Source organism: Streptomyces sp. ATLC9 (genome assembly GCF_057196705.1).
In genome coordinates this window covers 1-267 of record NZ_JBXUOY010000636.1, presented here as the reverse complement: position 1 = coordinate 267, position 267 = coordinate 1, and the positions used below count along the sequence as shown (strand labels likewise).

At 62.9% G+C, this 267-nt stretch carries 1 rRNA gene; it reads right to left on the bottom strand.

Annotated features, from left to right (window positions below):
* Positions 1 to 182: 182 nt before the first annotated feature.
* A 16S ribosomal RNA gene (locus tag AC2CJA_RS27425) occupies positions 183 to 267 on the bottom strand; the annotation flags it as partial.

Genomic DNA, 267 nt, shown 5'->3' with positions numbered 1-267 from the left:
ACGGTCCACACCCCGTCCCGACATCGCCAGGAGAGGCAGTACTGGTGTCTTACGCCGGAAAATCCCGGCCGACTAGTCAACGTTCCACCCATGAGCAACCAGCACCGGACGCACGCCGGTGTACTGGCCCCCAGACCACCAGCCCCCACACGGGGTACCGGCAGCCGAGAAGCGCTCCTTAGAAAGGAGGTGATCCAGCCGCACCTTCCGGTACGGCTACCTTGTTACGACTTCGTCCCAATCGCCAGTCCCACCTTCGACGATTCC